We start from the raw sequence: 18,471 nt of genomic DNA, 5'->3' as shown, positions 1-18,471 counted from the left end.
GCCTTTTGCCATCTTAGACTCCTAACGATTGATGAGAATGTTCAGGCAACGCGCCCGATCGACTTGCTGACTTGCTGAAGCGCTAATTGCTGTCACAACGACTACATATATAACTGGTGCCCTTGACGTGGATTGAACACGTGGCCTCTCCCTTACCAAGGGAGTGCTCTACCACTGAGCTACAAGGGCTTACCTGCCAATTGCACCAACAACCAAACGATGCAACCGGACAAAACTTGGAGCGGGTGAAGGGAATCGAACCCTCGTCATAAGCTTGGAAGGCTTCAGCTCTACCATTGAGCTACACCCGCGAGGAACTGCTTTCGAACTTCTTTCACTTCACAGCCGCAACACTAATGACTGATCCCAAAATGGTGGAGAGGGCTGGATTCGAACCAGCGTACTCGTAAGAGGGCAGATTTACAGTCTGCTGCCATTAACCACTCGGCCACCTCTCCGCGCAGGGAACTCAAAACTATAGGCGAACACTTATCCCTTGTCAACTAAAATGCGAGAAGAGAGGCATTATTTTTTCTTTGACGCCCTTAGTTTCCTGAAATCACATCATTGGCGCGACGCCCGACCTGATGCCAGGGCGCAATTCTAACCAGCATTGCCATTCCGGGCAACGCCAGGATGAAGCAAAGGATAAAGAAATTGAACCAGCCCAGTTCGGCCACGATGTAGCCGACCGATGAATTGACGAAGGTACGGGGCACCGCAGCCAGGCTGGTGAACAGCGCAAACTGCGTCGCGGTATAGCGCGGATCGGTTTCGCGCATGATGTAGGCCACGAAGGCCGCCGTGCCCAGGCCCACGCCAAACGCCTCAAAGCCGATAACCAGCGCCAGCACCAGCGTATCGGCCCCGGCCTGCGCCAGCCAGGCGAAACCGAGAATCGCGACCGCCTGGATCACGCCGAACACCCACAGGGCCTTGTTGATGCCGAGGCGAATCATCCAGACGCCGCCGACGATGCCGCCGACCACGCTGGCCCACAGGCTGGTGGTCTTGGAGACAACGCCGATTTGTGTCATCGAAAACCCGAGGTCGATGTAAAACTTGGTCGCCAGCGCCGTCGCCATGCTGTCGCCGAGCTTGTACAGGAAGATGAAGCCCAGCACCCACAGCGCCGAACTCCAGCCGTCACGCGTCACGAACTCCTGAAACGGCTGCACCACGGCTTCACGCAGGCTTTTCGGCGGTGTTCCATAGACTTTGGGCTCTTTTACCACCAAGGTGCACAGCAAACCCGGCAACATGAAGGCGGCGGTGATCCAGAATACGCTTTGCCACGCCATCAGGTCGGCCAGCACCAGCGACAAGGCGCCGGGCACCATGCCGGACAGCTTGTAGGCGTTGACGTGGATCGCGCTGCCCAAGCCCAGCTCTTCTTCCGGCAGGATTTCGCGGCGGAAGGCGTCGATGACGATGTCCTGGCTGGCGGAAAGGAAGGCCACTACCGACGCCATGAAAGCGATCGTGCCGACCTGCGTATGCGGATCCAGCATCCCCATGCCGCCGATACCGAGAAACAGCGCGATCTGCGTAAAGAACATCCAGCCGCGCCGGCGCCCCATCTTGCCGAAATGAAAGCGGTCCATCAGCGGCGACCAGAGAAATTTCCAGGTGTAGGGAAACATCACCAGCGCGAACAGGCCCAGCGCCTTGACGTTGAGCCCCGACTTCGCCAGCCATGCCTGCAGCAGACTCAGCAGGATGAACAGCGGCAACCCCGATGAAAAGCCCAGAAATACGCAAATCAGCATGCGACGGTTGAGATAGCTATGCCATGAAATCGGGGATGGGGTCATAAAGAGGCAAAGAGGGACGAAGGATGATGCGCAGGCAAGGCGCCGGAACTCCATTCACGATGCGGCATGAACGGAGGCGTCTGCGGAGTATAAGGAATTTGCCGGCGCCGGTCTGTTTTTCCGGCGCCGGCGGCGGGCTTACGATTTCTTTTTCAGACGGAAAACAGCCAGGCTGCCGCGCCAGTTCGGCAAGAAGGTAATCGGCTTGCCGTCATGCAGCGCTACGCATTCCAACACCTCCAGCCCGACTTCATTGGCCAACTCTTCGAAGTCCTTGATGGTGGCGCAGCGCAGGTTGGGCGTGTCGTACCACTCGTAAGGCAGCGACTTCGACACCGGCATGCGGCCGCGCAGCAAGGCCACACGGTGCGACCAATAGGCGAAATTGGGAAAGGACACCGTTGCCTCGCGTCCGACACGGGCGATCTCGCGCAGGATGCCCTCGACGTCCTTGACCATCTGCAGCGCGGACAGACACAACACCGTATCGAAGGCATTGTCTTCGAACATCGCCAGACCGCCCTCCAGATCCTGCTGGATCACGGAAACGTCGCGCGCCACGCATGCGGGAATCAGCGCATCGTCGATCTCGATGCCGTAGCCGCTGCAGGCCTTGTCGGTCTGCAGGTAGTCGAGCATCACGCCGTCGCCGCAGCCGACGTCCAGCACTTGCGAGCCGGCGCGTATCCAGTGGGCGATGAAGGCGAGATCGGGGCGCAGTACGCTCAGTTCGGGGAAATTCATGCGCACTCCTCCTGGGCGATTTCAGCCCACACGCGTTGGTAATATTCACGCAGCAATGTCATGTAGCGCGGATCGTCGAGCAGGAAGGCATCATGGCCGTGCGGCGCGTCGATTTCGGCATAGGTGACGCGGCGCTTGTTGCTGACCAGTGCCTGCACCATCTCGCGGCTGCGTTCCGGCGAGAAGCGCCAGTCGGTCATGAACGACGCCAGCAGGAACTGCGCCTTGGTGTTGGCAAAGGCCTTGGCCAGATCGCCGCCGAAATCGCGCGCCGGATCGAAGTAGTCGAGCGCCTTGGTGATCAGCAGATAGGTATTGGCATCGAAGTAAGTCGAAAATTTGTCGCCCTGGTAACGCAGGTAGGACTCGATCTCGAAATCGATGCCGAAGCCGAACTGGTACTCGCCCGAGCGCAGATCGCGGCCGAACTTCTCCGCCATATCGTCATCGGACAGATACGTGATGTGCCCCACCATGCGCGCCACGCGCAGGCCGTTTTTGGGCACCACGCCGTGGGCGTAAAAATCGCCGCCGTGAAAATCCGGATCGGTCAGGATGGCCTGCCGCGCGACGTCGTTGAAAGCAATGTTCTGGGCCGACAGCTTGGGCGTCGACGCAATGACGATGCAATGGCGCAGGCGATCCGGGAACATCATGCTCCACGCCACCGCCTGCATGCCGCCGAGCGAGCCGCCCATGACTGCCGCGAACTGCGCGATGCCGAGCTGGTCGGCCAGCCGCGCCTGCGCATTGACCCAGTCTTCCACCGTCACGACCGGGAAACTCGCGCCGTAAGGCTTGCCGGTCGCCGGATTGGTGTGCATCGGACCGGTCGAACCGAAACAGGAACCGAGGTTGTTGACGCCGATGACGAAGAACTTGTCGGTGTCGAGCGACTTGCCCGGACCGACCATGTTGTCCCACCAGCCGACGTTTTCCGGATCGTCGGCGTAGACGCCGGCAACGTGATGCGAGGCGTTGAGCGCATGGCACACCAGCACGGCGTTGGACTTGTCGGCATTGAGCGTGCCGTAAGTTTCATACATCAGCATGTAGTCGGCCAGCGACGTCCCGTTCTTGAGCGGCAAGGGCTCGGGAAAATGCATGATTTGCGGCGATACGATTCCGATCGACATGGGCTCTCTTTGTAATCTCGCAGTTAAACCATCCACAGGCAAAGCTGTGGATTAAAAACAAAAAAGCCCGGAAGCTTGCGCTCGCGGGCTAAATAATGGGCTTGTCTGGTACTGCTCCAAGCTCGCTTTAGCCGTATTTATATGGAACCTGGGTTCCGGCGCCCGCAAGCTGAGGTTTGGATAAACCATTCAAATCGGCGCAGTGGTGTAAGAATAACCAAGTCGACGCATGCCGTCAAACCACGATTGACGGCATGCCACTACAACAACGGCGACAACGTCAACAACTCAGCGACGGCGCACGGCAGTCGCCTTGATCTCCGGTTCGGCGTTGAGCGTGCGCAATTGCGCCATGGCGGCTTCGATCACGGACGGTTCGGTGGCTTTCAACACCTTCTTGACCTGCGGTTCCAGCAGGGTCAGGTCGCTGTTGAGGATCTCCTGCTTGACCGACAGCAACTGCGACGGATGCATGGAGAATTCCAGCAGCCCCATGCCCAGCAACAAGCGCGTCCATTTCACGTCGCCGGCCATTTCGCCGCATACCGCGACCGGGATGCCTGCTTTGCGCCCCATCGAAATCACGCTCGACAGCAGGAACAGCACAGCCGGATGCAGCGGATCGTAAAGATGCGCCACTTCGTGATCGACACGGTCGATCGCCAGCGTGTACTGGATCAGGTCGTTGGTACCGATGGAGAGGAAGTCGAGGCGCTTGATGAAGATCGGCAAGGCCAGCGCTGCGGCCGGGATTTCGATCATGGCGCCGATCTCGATGTCTTCGTCGAATTTCTGCTTGCGCTGACGCAACTGCTCCTTGGCTTGTTCGATCAGGGCCAGCGTCTGATCCACCTCGAAGGCGTGCGCCATCATCGGGATCAGCAGTTTGATCGGGCCGAACGCGGAAGCGCGCAGGATCGCCCGCAACTGCGTCAGGAACATCTGCGGCTCGCTCAGGCAATAACGGATCGCGCGCAAACCCAGGGCCGGGTTCAGGGCAGTCTGCTCATCTTCGTCCAGCGGCTTGTCGGCGCCGACGTCGAGCGTACGGATCGTAACTGGGCGGCCCTTCATGGACACCACGGTCTGGCAATACGAATCGAACTGCTCGTCTTCCGTCGGGAATTTCTCCAGATGACCGGCGCGCCCCATGAACAGGAATTCGGAGCGGAACAGGCCGACGCCGTTGGCGCCCGCTTCCAGCGCCGGGGCGCTGTCGGTCGGCAGCTCGATGTTGGCCAGCAGGGTGATTTCGGTGCCGTCTTGCGTGATGGCCGGGGTTTTCTTGAGGCGTCCGAGCTTTTTGCGGTCGCGCAGCATGCGCTCCTGGCGCGCCCGGTATTGCGCCAGCACCAGCGGCGACGGATTGACGATGGTCACGCCGGCGTCGCCGTCGATGATCAGGACGTCGTCCTGCTTGATCAGCGCCGAAGCGTTATTCATGCCGACGGCCGCGGGGATGTCCAGGCTGCGGGCGACAATCGCGGTGTGCGAGTTCTGGCCGCCGAGGTCGGTGACGAAACCGCCGAAGGCGCCGTCGCGGAACTGCAGCATGTCGGCCGGAGAAATATCGTGCGCCACGACGATGATGCTGGCGGTGGGGCCGTCGCCGCCTTCGGCCGGCGGCAGATTGATGGCGCTGCCGGTCAGCACCTTGAGCACGCGGTCGCCGACTTGCTGGATGTCGGCCTTGCGCTCGCGCAGGTAGGGATCTTCGATCTCGTCGAACTGCGCCGACAGGCCGTCGATCTGCGTCACCAGCGCCCATTCGGCGTTGTAGTAGCGATGACGGATGATGTTGAGCGGCACTTCGGCCAGCATCGGATCGGACAGGATCAGCGCGTGCACGTCGATGAAAGCGCCCAGTTCGGGCGGCGCTTCCTTCGGCAGTTCGCTGCGGATGGTCTGCAGCTCCTGATGGACGGTGGCGATCGCGTTTTTGAGGCGCAGCACTTCTGCCTCGACCTGATCGTCGGGAATGAGGTAATGCTTGACGTCGAGAGCGGCGGGAGCAAGCAGATGCGCGCGGCCGATCGCGATGCCTTTTGAAACCGGGATACCGTGTAAGGTAAAAGATGCCATCGCGTTGGTCTCCTGCGTTATTTGTTATGCCTTGATGTAAATCATGATCGCGGTAGCTCTCAAAACCTTACCGGACAACGCCATGTTTGGCAATCGTGCGGAAAAATAAGAGGGAAACAAACAGGAAAAAATCGATATTTACGACTGATTTGCGACGGCGGCTGAACACACTGGACAGCGCACGAGGGCCGCCACCGCCTGCAAACGCCTTACTGGCCTTCGCCGAAACGGTCATTGATCAGCGCTTCCAGTGCGGTGAAGCAATCCTGCTCGTCGTCGCCTTCGGTTTCCAGCAAGACCTTGCTGCCCTTGCCCGCCGCCAGCATCATCACGCCCATGATGGATTTGGCGTTGACGCGGCGCTTGTTGAAGGTCATCCAGACCTCGCACTTGTATTTGGACGCCAGTTGCGTGAGCTTGGCCGAGGCGCGTGCGTGCAGACCGAGCTTGTTGATGATCTCAAGTTCTTTTTGAATCATGAAGTTCTTTCTTTTTTCTTGTCGAAGTGAAGACGAACACCGCCGGCGCTATATTGCCAGCCTTCTTATTGGGAGGAAACACGAACCCGGTTGTCGACGCGTACGGCGCCGCTCTGTCCGCCGGCCAGCGCCATTTCCATGACGACGTCGAGCGTGTCGTTGCGATACGTCAACGCCCGCAGCAGCATCGGCAGGCTGATGCCGGCGATGACTTCCACATTGTCGATGGCGCACAGGTAACCGGTGCAGTTGGACGGCGTGCCGCCCATGACGTCGGTAATCACCAGCACGCCGCTGCCGTCGTCGAGACGACGCACGGCTTCCGCAGCCAGTTTTTGGACTTCCGCCGGGTTCTGGTCGGCGATGACGTCAATGGCTTCGATGCGCTCGGGCAGACCACGGAATACGTGCGTTGCCGCCGCGATGAAAGCCTGACCCAGCGGGGCATGCGTGAGAAGAAGGATACCGACCATGAATTTCTACTTGCTATAGATACGTTGCCAGACAAGGCGCCGGATTGCTTGCTTCAGCTGCCTGCGACTGCAGTTTCCAGCGCATCGACGAACATGGCGGCAACATCGAAGCCGCTTTGCTGCGTGATTTCCTGGAAACAGGTCGGACTGGTGACATTGATTTCTGTTAAATAATTGCCAATAGCGTCCAATCCTACCAGCAACAACCCCCGCTGCGCCAGAATCGGCGCCAGTGCTTCGGCAATCTCCAATTCGCGCGGCGAGATAGGCTGCGCAACGCCGAGACCGCCGGCCGCCAGATTGCCGCGCACTTCTCCGCCTTGCGGAATGCGCGCCAAAACATGCGGCACCACTTTACCGCCAATCAGCAAAATGCGCTTGTCGCCCTTCGAAATTTCCGGGATGAAACGTTGCGCCATGATCGTACGGTTGCCGTTGTCGGTCAGGGTTTCGATGACCGAACCAAGGTTCATGCCGTCCTGGCCGATACGGAAGATGCCCATGCCGCCCATGCCGTCGAGCGGTTTCAGGATCACGTCCTTGTGCTCGGCGTGGAAAGCGCGCAGGCGCTTGGCGTCGCGCGTGACCAGCGTCGGCGCGGTGTATTGCGGGAATTGTGCAATCGCCAACTTTTCGTTGTGGCTGCGAATCGCTTCGGGCTTGTTGAAGACGCGCGCGCCCTGCTTCTCGGCCAGTTCCAGCAAATACGTCGTGTAGATGTATTCCATGTCGAACGGCGGATCCTTGCGGATCACGATGGCGTCGAACTCGGACAGGAAGGTCGGGGCCGGCGCATCGGCGCGATACCAGTCGTCGGCGTCGCCGGTGAGCGTGATTTTGGCCACGTTGGCGGTCACCAGACCGCTTTCGAGCACGACATCGCTCTGCTCAAAAGCGTAGATGGCGTGGCCGCGCCGGGCGGCCTCACGCATCATGGCGAAGGTCGAGTCCTTGTAGGTCTTGAAGGTGTCGAGCGGGTCGGCCAGGAAAGCGATTTTCATGAAATGTCCGTCAAAAATGTCAGGCAAATAAGATTAATAGACTTCCGGATTCGGATCGGTCTTTTCCATTTCCAGCGATGCCGCCAGCAGCGCCAGGCGCGCCACCACGCCATACATATAGAAGCGGTTCGGCGCCGCAGTGCCCGGCTTGGCCTGCAGATCCGGCAAGGCGTGCTGCTGCTGGAACGCCAGCGGCACAAAATGCGCGCCCGGCGCGTTCAGGTTTTCGTTGACGTCGCGATCCGCATGCACGCGGTAGAAACCGCCGACCACATAGCGGTCGATCATGTAGACCACCGGTTCGGCGACGGCTTCGTTGATGCGCTCGAAGGAATGCACGCCCTCCTGGATGATCAGCTCGCTGACTTCCAGGCCCTCCTTGCCGACCACCATCTTGCTGCGCTGCTTGCGGTTGAAGTCCTTGACTTCGCTGGCGTCCTTGACGGTCATGATGCCCATGCCGTAGGTGCCGGCGTTGGCCTTGACGATCACGAAGGGTTGTTCCTTGATGCCGTATTCCTTGTACTTCTTGCGGATCTTCGACAACAGGCTGCTGACGTTGTCGGCCAGGCAGTCGGAGCCGGCGTCTTCCTGCAGATTCAACTCGCCGCATTTGGCGAACAGCGGGTTCAGCATCCACGGATCGACGTCGACCAGTTTGGAGAATTTCTTGACCACGTCGTCATAGGCGGCAAAGTGGTTGCTCTTGCGGCGCACGGCCCAGCCGGCGTGCAGCGGCGGCAACACGTTTTGCTCGTCGAGGTTTTCCAGCACCGACGGGATGCCGATCGACAGGTCGTTGTTCAGCAAGACCGTACAGGGGTCGAAGTTTTTCAAACCGAGGCGACGGCCGTTCTTGGAACGCTCCAGCGGTTCCAGCGTAATGCTGGTGCCGTCCGGCAAGTCGATCTGCTTGGGCTTCTTGATGTCTTCCAGGGTGCCGAGGCGCACGTTGAGGCCGGTCTGGCGGAAGATCTGCATCAGCCGCGCGACGTTTTGCAGGTAGAAGCTGTTGCGCGTGTGGTTCTCGGGAATCAGCAGCAGGTTCTTGGCATCCGGGCAATATTTTTCAATCGCGGCCATGGCCGCCTGCACGGCCAGCGGCAGCATCTCCGGCGACAGGTTGTTGAAGCCGCCCGGGAACAGGTTGGTGTCTACCGGCGCCAGCTTGAAGCCGGCGTTGCGCAGGTCGACCGAGCAATAAAACGGCGGCGTGTGCTCTTGCCATTCCATGCGGAACCAGCGCTCGATCGCGGGAGTGGCGCCCAGAATTTTCTTTTCCAGGTCCAGAAGCGGACCATTGAGGGCGGTGACAAGATGCGGAACCATAAAAGACCTTCTGCGCGTGCTGGGTAGCGATGGAGACGAAATAGCGGTCGGGAATCGATAACAAAACCGACAGGAACCGGCCATTTTAGCGGGATTCTTGCTATTACGTCGTTAGCCGTCCGGCAATATCTGGTGGAGAGGTCATTTACGTGGTGGCGTTGTCGTTTTTTTAAAGCCCCCATAAAAAAAGCGCCCGGACCGGAGGTCGCGGGCGCTTCTGAAAGGAGCCGCCAGGGCTCCCGGGACACAAATTACGAGTGGTAAGCCGATTCGCCGTGGCTGGAGATGTCCAGACCTTCGCGTTCTTCTTCTTCCGTCACACGCAGACCGATCACGATGTCGACCAGCTTGAAGGCGATGAAGGAGACCACGCCGGAGACGATCACTGTCGTCAGCACGCCCTGGAACTGGATCCAGACCTGACCGCCGATCGAGTAATCAGGAGCAACTGCGTTGGCGACGTAGTCATAGATACCTGTGCCGCCCAGGCTAGGCGCAGCGAACACGCCAGTCAGGATCGCACCCAGGATACCGCCCACGCCGTGCACGCCGAAGACGTCCAGTGCATCGTCCGAACCCAGGATCTTCTTCAGGCCGGTAACACCCCACAGGCACAGCAGACCAGCGATCAGGCCCATGACAACCGCGCCGCAAACACCCACGAAACCCGCTGCAGGAGTAATTGCCACCAGACCGGCAACCGCACCCGAAGCTGCACCCAGCATCGAAGGCTTGCCCTTGCCGATCCATTCGCCGAAGCTCCAGGACAGGACCGCGGCAGCTGTTGCCAGGATGGTGTTGACGAAGGACAACGCTGCACCGCCGTTGGCTTCCAGACCGGAGCCGGCGTTGAAACCGAACCAGCCGAACCACAGCAGCGAGGCGCCGACCATGGTCAGAGTCAGGCTATGCGGCTTGAACGCTTCCTTGCCGAAACCGACGCGCTTGCCGATGACGTAGGAACCCACCAGGCCGGCAACCGCAGCGTTGATGTGAACCACAGTACCGCCGGCGAAGTCCAGCGCGCCCTTTTGGAACAACCAGCCCGAGATTGCAGTTGCTTTTTCAGCAGCGGCAGCGTCGGTGAATGCATCCGGACCAGGCCAGAACCAGACCATGTGAGCCATCGGCAGGTACGAGAACGTGAACCAGATGATCGAGAACACGATCACGGCGGAGAACTTCACACGCTCAGCGAACGAACCGATGATCAGCGCGACGGTGATCGCAGCGAACGCGCCCTGGAAGGCCACGAACGACAGTTCAGGAATCACGACGCCCTTGCTGAAGGTTGCCGTATTCGAGTCGCCGGTCAGACCGTGCAGGAACAGACGATCGAAACCGCCGAAGAATGCGCCGCCTTCTGTGAACGCGATGCTATAGCCGTAGACGAACCACAGGATATAGATCAGCGAGAAGATCACGAAACATTGCATCAGCACCGACAGCATGTTCTTGCTGCGGACCAGGCCGCCGTAGAACAGGCCCAGGCCTGGCAGTGTCATCAGAATCACGAAGGCTGTGCAAATCAGCATCCATGCGGTGTCGCCCTTGTTAGGAACAGGCGCTGGTGCGGCAGCCGCAGCGGCGGGCGCTGCAGGTGCAGCAGCGGCGGCGGCCGGAGCTGCTGCCGGGGCGGCTGGCGCCGCTGCCTTCGGTGCTTCGGCTGCTGGCGCTGCCGGAGCAGCTGCAGCGGCGGCAGCTTCCGGCTTAGGCGCATCCTGCGCCTGCACCGGAGCGGCAAAACTCACTGCCAACAATAAAGTGCCCGCTGCCAGCGCACTCGACAACATTTTTTTGATACTCATTACTGTTCCCCCTTAAAGAGCGTCTTTGCCGGTTTCACCGGTACGGATGCGGATAACGTCCAGCAGATCTTGTACGAAGATCTTGCCGTCGCCGATTTTGCCTGTGCGTGCGGCAGCCTCAATGGCTTCCAGCGCGCGCTCGACGATGGAATCGTCGACTGCGGCTTCGATCTTGGTCTTCGGCAGGAAGTCCACGACATATTCCGCACCGCGATACAGCTCGGTGTGGCCTTTTTGACGGCCGAAGCCTTTGACTTCAGTCACGGTGATGCCTTGCACACCGATCGCCGACAAGGCTTCACGGACCTCGTCGAGCTTGAATGGTTTGATGATCGCTGTAATCAGTTTCATACCGACCTCAATTAGAAAGTTTTGCTAAGGGAGAAAACGACGCCGTTACGACCGACATTCTTGGTGCCATTCGATGCAGGTGTTGTGCTGACGCCGTCTTTCAGGTCAGTACCGACGTATGCCACACCCAGAGTGATGCCGGCCAGATCTTCAAATGTCTTGCTCAGACCGATTTTCCAGTCGTTATAGCTGAACTGGGCGGTCGCGCCGTGCACACTTTGGTGACCGAGATGCAGGCCCACGACCGTGCCCCAGTAGCTGTCGATGTTGGCGCCCAGATCGTAGTACTGGCTGTACTTGCTGTTGACTGCGCCGAACAGGTTGGTCAGCGATTGCGAATACTTGAAGTAGCCGGGACCATAGCCGACCTGACCGTAGAGTTCGAATGTATTGGCATTCTTGACGCCGCTGTTTGCCAATGTGTTGCCTGGATAGTAGTAGTACAGGCCGCCGACGTCATAAGTGAAACCGCCGCCGATGTCGCCGCGCTTGCCACCGTAGATATCCCACTCGATATTGCCCTTGGTGTTGGTGCTGGTGAGCGTGCCCGCGTCCTTGATCCACTTGATGTTGGTCGCCCATGTACCCAGGTACAAGCCTGTCGGGTTATTGGTGTAGTCAGCACCCACTTGCAAGGCCGGATCGAAGCGCGTTTGTGTCAGGCCGCGGTAGCGATAGTCGCTGACGACGGCTGCATTGAAAGTGAATTCATTATCTGGCTTAGGTGCGTCCTCGGCATGCGCGAAGCTGGATACAAACGATGCTGCGACTGCGGCTGCAAGAATCAGTTTTTTCATGGCGTCCCTCTAGGTTTCTGTTAAACAACAAATTATTCATTTCTGCACAATTTGTATAGCAGGAGCCATGCCAACCCTTTTTGGCGGCTTTGCGTTAGCTTTTTTAGCGCAAATCAACATTCCAATTAGGCATTTTTTCTTTTCCTCCCAAATATAGTGCATAAATCTCGCCCGCGCATGATCACGCACAACAATAGGGCGCAACAATTCCAATTCAACATTTTCCTTCCGGAAATAATGTGTTTTTAATGGTGCAAGTGGAATACTCACGGGTATGTACATGCCTGTTCCACCGCTGAGCGGAATGTTGCATTCCCGCAGCGGGCACACCGGTTGTACCAAAGAGATGCGGGCCTGCTGGCCGAAGTGCGGGAATCCGCCACCGCCGCCGCGTTTTTGACGGACGCTGGACGCGCCACAGGGCCGGGCCGTCAGAGATCGAGCCGCGATATTTTATTTTCAAAAAGACAACAAAACAGCTGAACGTTTTCAACCGGAATCGGACAAAAGAAAACCACCCCTGCCCGTTTTCTTTGCCGTTCAGATTCCGCCGGCATAGTGAAAGCGCTACACTTGCCAGATCGTCATTGCCGAAACACTCTATATAAAAAGGACCATCATGGACAAACCGCAATTTTTCGAAGATCTGCAATCCAAGATCAATAAAGCGATCGAAAACTCCCCCGCCAAGGACATCGAAAAGAACGTCAAGGCAATGCTGAGCCAGGGATTCTCCAAACTCGATCTGGTGACCCGCGAAGAATTCGACATCCAGGCGCAGGTGCTGGCCAAGACCCGCGCCAAACTGGAAGAACTCGAAGCCCGCGTCGTCGAACTCGAAGCCCGCCAGAAAGCATCCTGATATTTGCCTGTCTATCTCTCTATATAATTTCCATCGCCGTAGATGAGTCTTGCCGTATTGAAGAGCCGTGCGCTTGCGGGCATGCAGGCACCGCAAGTCACGGTGGAAGTCCACCTTGCCAACGGCTTGCCCTCCTTCACCATCGTTGGCCTCCCTGAAACCGAGGTCAAGGAATCCAAAGATCGCGTGCGCGCGGCGTTGCAGAACGCGCGCTTTGAATTTCCCGCAAAGAGGATAACGGTCAATCTGGCGCCGGCCGATCTGCCGAAAGAATCTGGGCGTTTCGACCTGCCCATCGCACTGGGCATCCTTGCCGCGTCCGGCCAGATGCCGGGCGACGCGCTCGATGCCTATGAATTCGCCGGCGAGCTCTCCCTGTCCGGCGACCTGCGCCCGATCCGCGGCGCACTGGCGATGACCTACGCCATGCACAAGTCGAACAACAGCGACGGTTGCCAGCGCACGTTTATCCTGCCGCGCGAAAACGCCGACGAAGCCGCGCTGGTCAGCGATGCGACCATCTTTCCCGCCGATTCCCTGCTGCAGGTCTGTGCGCACTTCGCGGGATTCGACCCGGATGCGAAATTGAGCCGGCATCGTCCTGCCGTACCGCCCGGTGCGCCGGCCTATCCGGATTTCTCCGACGTCAAAGGGCAGCTGCACGCCAAGCGCGCGCTGGAAGTAGCCGCCGCCGGCGGCCACAGCGTCCTGCTGGTCGGCCCGCCGGGAACCGGCAAATCCATGCTCGCCGCCCGCTTCCCCGGCATCCTGCCGCCCATGACCGACGACGAGGCGCTGGAATCGGCCGCGGTGCAATCGCTCACCGGCGGCTTCTCAGCCTCACGCTGGAAAACCCGCCCTTACCGATCCCCGCACCATACCGCGTCCGGCGTGGCCTTGGTCGGCGGCGGCGGCACACCGCGCCCGGGAGAGATCTCCCTCGCACATCGCGGTATTTTATTCCTGGATGAACTCCCCGAGTTTGACCGACGGGTGCTGGAAGTCTTGCGCGAACCGCTCGAGTCCGGCCATATCACCATCTCGCGCGCCGCACGGCAGGCGGATTTTCCGGCCCGGTTCCAGCTGATTGCCGCCATGAATCCCTGTCCGTGCGGATTCCTCGGCCACCGTGAACGGCAATGCCGCTGCACGCCCGATCAGGTGGCGCGGTATCAAGGCAGGATTTCCGGCCCGCTGCTGGACCGCATCGACATGCAAATCCAGGTCGGCGCGCTCGCACATGACGAACTGCTGCAGCAAGCCAACGGCGAAACCTCCGCCAGCATCGCCGGGCGGGTGGCGCGCAGCTTCGAGTTGCAGCAGCAGCGCCAGCAAAAGGGCAATCACCTGTTGTCGACAAGCGAAATCGATATCCACTGCAAACCCGACGCCGCCGGCGAAGACTTGCTGAGAACCGCCATGACACGACTGAACTGGTCGGCGCGCGCCTATCACCGTGTATTGAAAGTGGCGCGCACCATCGCCGATCTGGCGCAAACTCCCGTTATCGGCAAAGCGCACATTGCCGAAGCGATTCAGTACCGCCGCGCCTTGCGCGAGCAATAAGCGATAGCCGAATCGGTCGCAACGACCGCACAACATTGTCTTGCGGGGAATGCCTCCTTCTTGGGCTACCGGATGCCGGTATTTATTCGATTGAAACGCTCTTTACTTTTTTCGCCCCGCTTCGGGCCGGCCCCGTTTGCTATCATGACAGCCTTCCAGCCTGCTACCGCCTCTATGACCAAGCCCGTCCGCATCGCCGCTTCCCTGTTACTGGTTTTGACAAGCGCTCTTGCTTTCAGCGCCGAAAATATCGCCAGCGATCGCGACATCGGCAAAGCCATGAATCTGCTGCCGCCCGACGTGCAAAAGAATCTTGACGACAACGCCGCCAGAGATGCCAAGGGCGCAAGCGCCAATACGCCGGAACTCAGCCCGCGCTGCCGCCAGCTGCGCGCCGACATCGAACGCGCGCAACACGGCGCACCGGAACCGCAGCACAATACCTATCCGCAGGAGCGGCGGCGCGACGGCGGCTTTGTCCCCGCCCCTTCATCGATCCCCGGCGTGCAGGTCAACTCGTCCAACAGCGCCCCGGGCCAAATCCGCTATAGCCGGCGCGCCCGGCTGGAGGATCAGTTCCAGCGCGAATGCCGGTAAGCGGCGATACTGGCGCCTTCACGCCGCATCGGTTTCATGCGTGACATCGATGCCCGCGTTTTTCATGCTCACTGATGGTCTTTTATGTTGATTGGCATTCTCTGCGCCTTGTGCGCCGGCCTCATGTGGGGCCTGGTTTTCGTCACCCCCTTGTTGCTGGCCGACTATCCCGGCGTGGTGCTGTCGCTGGGCCGTTACGTCGCGTTCGGCCTGATCGCACTGGTCCCGGCCTTCTTTGATCGCAAGCGCATTGCCGCGCTCAGCCGCGCGGACTGGAAGGTCGCCTTCAAACTGGCGCTGATCGGCAATCTGCTGTACTACGCGATGCTGGCCACCGCCATCCAGCTGGCGGACGCGCCGTTGCCGACCATGCTGATCGGCACCCTGCCCATCGTGATTTCGGTCTGCGCCAACTGGCGCCCCGGACATGTGTCGGAGTCGGTGGCCTGGAGCCGCCTGGCGCCGTCGCTGGTGATCCTGTGCGTTGGGCTGATGCTGGTCAACAGCAGCGAACTTGAACATCTCAACAACAGCATCGGCGCCGGCAGCAGCGCCCGCTCAACCACGGACTACCTGCTGGGCTGCATGGTCGCGCTCTGCGCCGTCGCCGCCTGGACCTGGTATCCGATCGTCAATTCGCGCTACCTGCGCGCGCATCCGCGCATCAACCCGGTCACCTGGGCCACGGCGCAAGGATTGGCGACGCTGCCGATGGCGCTGGCGGGCTTCGTCCTTTACGGGATTTACAACCATGTCGCCGGCAACGCTTATGACTTCCCGCTGGGGCCGCGTCCGGACGTCTATGTTCTGATGATGTTGCTGATCGGCCTGTCCGCTTCCTGGATCGGCACCTTGCTGTGGAATAAAGCCAGCCAGTTGCTGCCCACCGCACTGGTGGCGCAACTGATCGTGTTCGAGACGCTCGCCGCGCTGCTATACGCCTTCCTGTTGCGCGGTGCCGCGCCGGACGTGAAGATATTGGCCGGCGTCGCCTTGCTGTGCATTGGCGTGGTGTTCGGCGTACGCACTTTTTCCCGGCACGCGCCGGTGTCACCCACAGTCTGAGCCCAGTCCATGCGCATACTCCGTCTCGCCGTCCTCGCCTGCAGTCTCGCCTTGCTGGCCGCCTGCTCGCCCAAGTACAACTGGCGCGAAGCCCATGGCGACAAAATCCAGTTCACTGTATTGCTGCCGGCCAAGCCGGCCTCGTTCTCGCGCCAGATCGATCTGAACGGCATGCCGGTAATGATGACCATGACCGCCGCCGAGATCGACGGCGTGACCTTCGCCGTCGGCGCGGCCGAGTTGTCCGACGCGGCGCAGACACCCAAGGCACTGGAATCGATGCGCACCGCACTGATCAACAATATCGGCGGTACCGCGCGCGACACCCCCATTCCCGGCAAGGCCGACGGCGACCATACGCTGGACGTCAGTGCCACCGGCGTCGCGCGCGGCCAGCCGATGATACTGATGGCGCGCCTGGTCGCCAGGGACAAGCGGATCTACCAGGTGCTGGTTGTCGGTGGCGACAAGGCTGTGACACCGGAGAATATCGAAACCTTTTTCACCTCGTTCAAGCCGGCCTGAAGCGGCTTCCGGAGACGCCGCCCGGCGCAAAGATGACAAGTGCTGCCGGGACGATGTATCCTAGTGGACTGCTGTAAACCTGATATCTGCATTAAGCGTTGTCTCCACACCTGTTTTATGAAAACGCTCTGACTAACATCAATACCCTGAGGAAATATGCTGGTTACGTTCAAATCAAAAGCTGCTGCCGATGTTGTCATGTATGAATCGCATGCCAAGCCCATCCTCGATTTGCTGCACAAAGACATCGCGCGCGGCGTGATTACCGCGGCGGAAAGCGGCGCGGCGGTCGCCCTGCTGGAAAAGCAAATCGACTCCAGCAAAGCGCACGAAGCGGCCGAAGCGCTGGAGCGCGACGTACACGCGCATCACAATGCCAACGGCGACGACCATGGCCACGAAAAGATCGAGCCGGTGACCTTCTCGGCGCGTGCTTATCCGCTGCTGGACATGCTGCGTGAAGCACACAAGGGAAATTACGACATCCTCTGGGGCGTTTGAAGCATCAAACCCCGAGGAGTGAGTACAACACAGGAGCTGCGGCTCCTGTGTTGCTTTGCGGCATGCAAAACTACTGGGCCGTGGAGCGGAATTCCGTCAGGTAATACAGCAGCGCCAGCGCCGGGAACGCGAAACCCAGCCAGGACGTCGCGCTCCAGCCGCCTTCGGCATAGATCCATGCCCCCAGGGCCGAGCCCAGCGCACCGCCGCCAAAGAAGGTGGCCATGAACAAACCGTTGAGCCGGCTGCGGATTTCACCGCCGAGCGCATAGATGGCGCGCTGGCTCAACACCAGATTGGCCGACACGCCGAAGTCGAGCAGAATCGCCGCCGCCAGCAACACAGCCAGCGAAGATTCGCGCCCACCTGACCAGAAATGCGTCGACAAGAATGCCGCTGCGCCCGCCAGCATCGCCACGCCGGTGGCCGGTCGGCTCCAGCCGCGATCGGCGACGCGCCCGGCAATCGGCGCGGCAATCGGCGCGGCAATGACGCCGATCACGCCGGCAAAGGCGAACAGGGCGATTCCCTTTTGCGACATGTTGAACGCCGGACTTGCCAGCCACAGCGGGGAAGCCGTCCAAAACAGGCTGAAGGCGGCAAACATCAAGGCGTGGTAGATCGAACGGCGACGCAGAATCGGCGTCGTTTTCACGAGCTGCCACATCGACGCCAGCAAGTCGAAGTAATGCATGCCGGCCGGCGGACGGCGCTGCGGCAGGTAGCGCAACAACACCAGCGCCAGCAAGGCAGTGGCGACCGCCGACAAGCCGAAGATCGCGTGCCAGCCCAGCAAATCCGCCACCAGGCTCGACAACGGCCGCGCCAGCAAAATCCCCATCAGCAAGCCGCTCATGACATTGCCGACGGCGCGACCGCGGGTTTCCGGCAGCGACATGTGGGCGGCATACGGCACCAGCACCTGGGCGCCGACGGAGCTGACGCCGATGACGAACGCCGCCAGGAAGAATTGTGTGGCGTTGTTGGCATACGCCGCGCCGACCAGGGCGATGCAGGTGACGACCATCAGGCTCACCACCAGCTTGCGGTTCTCAAGCAGGTCGCCGGCCGGGACGATGAACAGCAAACCCAGTCCGTAGCCGATCTGCGCCAGCGTGACGATCAGTCCGGCGGCGCCGGGCGAAATGCCGGTGGCGGCGGCAATCGGGCCGATCAGCGGCTGCGCGTAATACAGATTGGCGACGATGATGCCGCATGCGGCGGCCAGCAACATGATCATCCAGCCGGCGATATCCTGCTGCTTGCCGTGGACGGCGGAAACGGTTTCCATGAGACGGGTCTTCCGGTCAAAAATGAGGGGAACACTGTAGCCGAATTGGC

At 60.0% G+C, this 18,471-nt stretch carries 19 protein-coding genes and 3 tRNA genes; 6 read left to right on the top strand and 16 right to left on the bottom strand.

Annotated elements, in window-relative coordinates; all coding sequences use genetic code 11:
* Nucleotides 1-114: 114 nt before the first annotated feature.
* From AKL25_RS14480 to AKL25_RS24250, 15 genes are all read right to left on the bottom strand, one after another.
* A tRNA-Thr gene (locus tag AKL25_RS14480) sits at nucleotides 115-189 on the bottom strand.
* 48 nt (nucleotides 190-237) lie between these two features.
* Nucleotides 238-311 (bottom strand) — tRNA-Gly (locus AKL25_RS14475).
* A gap of 61 nt (nucleotides 312-372) precedes the next feature.
* Nucleotides 373-458 (bottom strand) — tRNA-Tyr (locus tag AKL25_RS14470).
* A gap of 87 nt (nucleotides 459-545) precedes the next feature.
* Nucleotides 546-1,814: an AmpG family muropeptide MFS transporter gene (locus AKL25_RS14465; protein ID WP_050478384.1), complete on the bottom strand. Its 1,269-nt coding sequence runs from the start codon at nucleotides 1,812-1,814 to the stop codon at nucleotides 546-548.
* A 138-nt stretch (nucleotides 1,815-1,952) separates the two neighbouring features.
* The gene (gene metW, locus AKL25_RS14460) at nucleotides 1,953-2,558 is read right to left on the bottom strand and encodes a methionine biosynthesis protein MetW (RefSeq protein WP_050478383.1); all 606 of its coding nucleotides are present in this window, start codon (nucleotides 2,556-2,558) and stop codon (nucleotides 1,953-1,955) included.
* The gene (gene metX, locus AKL25_RS14455; protein WP_050478382.1) at nucleotides 2,555-3,694 is read right to left on the bottom strand and encodes a homoserine O-succinyltransferase MetX; all 1,140 of its coding nucleotides are present in this window, start codon (nucleotides 3,692-3,694) and stop codon (nucleotides 2,555-2,557) included. The genes metW and metX overlap by 4 nt, the downstream gene beginning before the upstream one ends.
* A 288-nt stretch (nucleotides 3,695-3,982) precedes the next feature.
* The gene (gene ptsP / locus AKL25_RS14450) at nucleotides 3,983-5,776 is read right to left on the bottom strand and encodes a phosphoenolpyruvate--protein phosphotransferase (RefSeq protein ID WP_050478381.1); all 1,794 of its coding nucleotides are present in this window, start codon (nucleotides 5,774-5,776) and stop codon (nucleotides 3,983-3,985) included.
* Nucleotides 5,777-5,985: 209 nt separating this feature from the next.
* Complete coding sequence (locus tag AKL25_RS14445) at nucleotides 5,986-6,255, bottom strand: HPr family phosphocarrier protein (RefSeq protein ID WP_050478380.1); 270 nt, start codon at nucleotides 6,253-6,255, stop codon at nucleotides 5,986-5,988.
* 65 nt (nucleotides 6,256-6,320) lie between these two features.
* Nucleotides 6,321-6,728, bottom strand: a complete 408-nt coding sequence (locus tag AKL25_RS14440) for a PTS sugar transporter subunit IIA (protein WP_050478379.1) — start codon at nucleotides 6,726-6,728, stop codon at nucleotides 6,321-6,323.
* A 53-nt stretch (nucleotides 6,729-6,781) separates the two neighbouring features.
* Entirely contained in the window at nucleotides 6,782-7,729 is a 948-nt protein-coding gene (gene gshB / locus AKL25_RS14435) for a glutathione synthase (RefSeq protein ID WP_050478405.1), read from the bottom strand.
* A 33-nt stretch (nucleotides 7,730-7,762) separates the two neighbouring features.
* On the bottom strand, nucleotides 7,763-9,058 hold the full coding sequence (gshA, locus tag AKL25_RS14430; protein WP_050478378.1) for a glutamate--cysteine ligase: 1,296 nt from the start codon (nucleotides 9,056-9,058) through the stop codon (nucleotides 7,763-7,765).
* A 251-nt stretch (nucleotides 9,059-9,309) separates the two neighbouring features.
* Complete coding sequence (gene amt, locus AKL25_RS14425; protein WP_050478377.1) at nucleotides 9,310-10,866, bottom strand: ammonium transporter; 1,557 nt, start codon at nucleotides 10,864-10,866, stop codon at nucleotides 9,310-9,312.
* A 12-nt stretch (nucleotides 10,867-10,878) separates the two neighbouring features.
* Nucleotides 10,879-11,217, bottom strand: coding sequence for a P-II family nitrogen regulator (locus AKL25_RS14420; RefSeq protein WP_007884397.1), 339 nt, complete (start codon nucleotides 11,215-11,217; stop codon nucleotides 10,879-10,881).
* 11 nt (nucleotides 11,218-11,228) lie between these two features.
* Complete coding sequence (locus AKL25_RS14415) at nucleotides 11,229-12,014, bottom strand: TorF family putative porin (protein ID WP_050478376.1); 786 nt, start codon at nucleotides 12,012-12,014, stop codon at nucleotides 11,229-11,231.
* Nucleotides 12,015-12,050: 36 nt separating this feature from the next.
* A complete protein-coding gene (locus AKL25_RS24250; protein WP_157050648.1) occupies nucleotides 12,051-12,284 on the bottom strand; it encodes a hypothetical protein in 234 nt (77 codons plus the stop codon).
* Between the two features lie 349 nt (nucleotides 12,285-12,633).
* Between AKL25_RS24250 and AKL25_RS14410 the strand changes: the two genes are divergently transcribed.
* The 6 genes from AKL25_RS14410 (at nucleotide 12,634) to AKL25_RS14385 (ending at nucleotide 17,130) form a co-directional block, all read left to right on the top strand.
* Complete coding sequence (locus AKL25_RS14410) at nucleotides 12,634-12,876, top strand: accessory factor UbiK family protein (RefSeq protein WP_050478375.1); 243 nt, start codon at nucleotides 12,634-12,636, stop codon at nucleotides 12,874-12,876.
* 42 nt (nucleotides 12,877-12,918) lie between these two features.
* The gene (locus AKL25_RS14405) at nucleotides 12,919-14,442 is read left to right on the top strand and encodes a YifB family Mg chelatase-like AAA ATPase (RefSeq protein ID WP_050478374.1); all 1,524 of its coding nucleotides are present in this window, start codon (nucleotides 12,919-12,921) and stop codon (nucleotides 14,440-14,442) included.
* Nucleotides 14,443-14,616: 174 nt separating this feature from the next.
* A complete protein-coding gene (locus tag AKL25_RS14400; RefSeq protein WP_050478373.1) occupies nucleotides 14,617-15,039 on the top strand; it encodes a hypothetical protein in 423 nt (140 codons plus the stop codon).
* A gap of 84 nt (nucleotides 15,040-15,123) precedes the next feature.
* Nucleotides 15,124-16,104, top strand: a complete 981-nt coding sequence (locus tag AKL25_RS14395; protein ID WP_050478372.1) for a DMT family transporter — start codon at nucleotides 15,124-15,126, stop codon at nucleotides 16,102-16,104.
* 9 nt (nucleotides 16,105-16,113) lie between these two features.
* The gene (locus AKL25_RS14390; protein ID WP_050478371.1) at nucleotides 16,114-16,629 is read left to right on the top strand and encodes a hypothetical protein; all 516 of its coding nucleotides are present in this window, start codon (nucleotides 16,114-16,116) and stop codon (nucleotides 16,627-16,629) included.
* A 156-nt stretch (nucleotides 16,630-16,785) separates the two neighbouring features.
* On the top strand, nucleotides 16,786-17,130 hold the full coding sequence (locus tag AKL25_RS14385) for a DUF1840 domain-containing protein (RefSeq protein WP_050478370.1): 345 nt from the start codon (nucleotides 16,786-16,788) through the stop codon (nucleotides 17,128-17,130).
* Between the two features lie 70 nt (nucleotides 17,131-17,200).
* Here the strand turns inward: AKL25_RS14385 and AKL25_RS14380 are convergent, their stop codons facing one another.
* A complete protein-coding gene (locus AKL25_RS14380) occupies nucleotides 17,201-18,421 on the bottom strand; it encodes an MFS transporter (RefSeq protein ID WP_050478369.1) in 1,221 nt (406 codons plus the stop codon).
* Nucleotides 18,422-18,471 lie beyond the last annotated feature (50 nt).

The sequence above is a fragment of the Herbaspirillum rhizosphaerae genome (genome assembly GCF_001189965.1).
GTDB lineage: Bacteria > Pseudomonadota > Gammaproteobacteria > Burkholderiales > Burkholderiaceae_D > Herbaspirillum > Herbaspirillum rhizosphaerae.
The sequence above is the reverse complement of the archived record's forward strand: the minus strand, read 5'-3'. Positions and strand labels throughout refer to the sequence as shown.